Here is a 1,941-nt window from a genome sequence, read left to right as displayed (position 1 = left end):
CGCGCTCAAGGAGCATGGAGGACTTGCGGGAATCGCGGTTCAGTCCTTCAAGCTGGAACATCGGGTTTCGCCCGCCGAGGGCGCTCATCATGTAGGTGAGTACGGTGTCGGAGATGGCGCGGGTGTCGGGGATGACGGCCTTCTCTCTGAAGTCGGTGGTGTCGGCGGGGACGTAGATGTCGTGGGCGCGGTCGGCTTCCTGCCAGTGGTCGTATCGTCTGGAGATTCGATCGAAGCTCATGTCGGACATGGTTTTTACCATGCTGACCAGTCGTTGTTCCTGTTCTTGTGACAGGAGCGTTGAGATGTCTTCGTAGTTGGTGAGCGGGTGGATCAGGTTTTTCAGGTCGACGATGACCCCTTCGACGGAGTGATCGGGCTTCTCGTCGGAGACTGCGCCGTCGATGAGGGCTTCTTCCATGTGAAGGTTGATGTTTTCCATGCCGCGAAAGGTGTCCGGTTGTGATTACCGGTATTGTTGCGGCGATGGATGGGTGGGTCGTCCTTTAAGGGGAACCGGCCCGAAGGCCGGTTTTAGCGAACACTTCAATTTTATGAAGTAGTTTCAGTGTGGCTGATGAGTTCATGGTGTTGAATGATCGCCAGACAGGCGGCGGTTAATGGCGAGTAGTGGGAACCGAAGGCGGCAGAGACACCATGCTCGTTGCCGATGATGGCTGTCCACTCGTCGGTGACGGTGGGGATCAGGCAGATGGAGTAGCGGTCGATGAGCGGGCCACCGTCTGCCCAGTCCTGAGCGGGGTTGTAGTGCCGGTCGGGTTTGTTCGGGGTTTTGATGAAGGTGATGCCAGTGTCGGTGGTCTTAATGTTGAGGCCGACGATACTGGCGATCTTCTGGTTGATGTCGGTTGGGGTCATAGGTTTTCCTTTTTATTTTTATTGAAGAGCAGCACCATGCAGCGACCACAGGCATTCAGCGTTACGCCTTCTGGCAGTGACCGGTCTTTGAGATCGACGCAGTACTTTGTTGATTTGAGTGCGAACAAGGCTTCCTTTTCTTCACACTGGTCGCAGTAGATGGTGTGGCCGAGTCGGTCTTTCATTGGTCTTCCCTGTTGTATTTTTGCAGTTTGCGCCTCAGCCGCAGGAGCCGGTTAAACCGGACACCTGGGCGGGAGAGGTGCGTGGATTGAACACCGCGACAGAACTCTCCGTCGATGAAACCGCACCAGGGTTTTTCGCGGTCGTGCTTTTCGCGGAGGAACTTGTCGAGGGTTCGTCGGGTGTAGCTGTAAGTGATCATCTCCATGCACCACATTTGCACACCATTGTCCCACTATCAGTCCTTTCCCATTGATGATCATGGCAACGGCTGACGATAATCGTGCGTATTGATTCACGTAATTGCTGCGGTGCATCAGGACACAAATGCTTTACTGTTTCAGTCAAGGCATTAACCAAGGATGCGATTTCATGCTCTTTCATAATCTTCCCTGAATTAACGGTGTTTGATTCACGATGACTGCGTTTGCAGTAGTTGGCAAATCAGAGACCCCAGCCTTTCCATTTTTTGCCGGAGAGTTCCTTGGCCAGAGAGTTGGCGTTGAAGGACTGGCCCCAGCCGTCGTCGACGTCGGGTGCCGTTTTCTTTTGTTGCTGCTGGTATTGATTCGCCAGGGAGTGCTTGACGAAGATCGGCGTGTCGAAGGAGGCGGGGGTGACGTGGACTCTTGAGAGGGCGTCGATGAGGATTTCGAAGGCGTCCACCTGGTCGTCGTGTTCGACGGAGGGGAAGGCGGTGGCTTCGGCAATAAAGTCGTCGAGCCAGTGGGCGTTTCTGGGCAGGAAGACCCTGCCGCCTGCAATGAGGTCGGTAATGGCGTTGACCCTTGATACTTTGTCTTTGTTGCCTGGGTTTCTCGGGATGATCGCCATGCCAGAGGTACGACGCAGTTCTTGGATGAGTGACTGACCGGAGGC

At 54.8% G+C, this 1,941-nt stretch carries 4 protein-coding genes; all 4 read right to left on the bottom strand.

Annotation, left to right across the window (positions count from 1 at the left end):
- Positions 1-442: hypothetical protein (locus tag AK963_RS28340; RefSeq protein WP_139117746.1), on the bottom strand; the 442-nt coding region annotated here is incomplete at its 3' end.
- 110 nt (positions 443-552) lie between these two features.
- Entirely contained in the window at positions 553-879 is a 327-nt protein-coding gene (locus AK963_RS28335; RefSeq protein WP_066018639.1) for a phage protein NinX family protein, read from the bottom strand.
- Entirely contained in the window at positions 876-1,064 is a 189-nt protein-coding gene (locus AK963_RS28330; RefSeq protein ID WP_066018638.1) for a hypothetical protein, read from the bottom strand. The genes AK963_RS28335 and AK963_RS28330 overlap by 4 nt, the downstream gene beginning before the upstream one ends.
- Positions 1,065-1,506: 442 nt before the next feature.
- Positions 1,507-1,941 (bottom strand): phage terminase large subunit (gene terL, locus AK963_RS28320; protein WP_175404710.1); only part of this gene is annotated, 435 nt, incomplete at its 5' end.

Origin of the sequence: Endozoicomonas atrinae, from assembly GCF_001647025.1 — a bacterium.
Taxonomy (GTDB): Bacteria; Pseudomonadota; Gammaproteobacteria; order Pseudomonadales; family Endozoicomonadaceae; genus Endozoicomonas; species Endozoicomonas atrinae.
Note: the sequence above shows the minus strand (reverse complement) of the source record. Positions and strands in the feature narration are given on the sequence as shown.

Coding starts and splice junctions, on each gene's coding strand:
- AK963_RS28335 (WP_066018639.1), bottom strand. CDS start 879: ATGACCCCAACCGACATCAACCAGAAGATCGCCAGTATCGTCGGCCTC.
- AK963_RS28330 (WP_066018638.1), bottom strand. CDS start 1,064: ATGAAAGACCGACTCGGCCACACCATCTACTGCGACCAGTGTGAAGAA.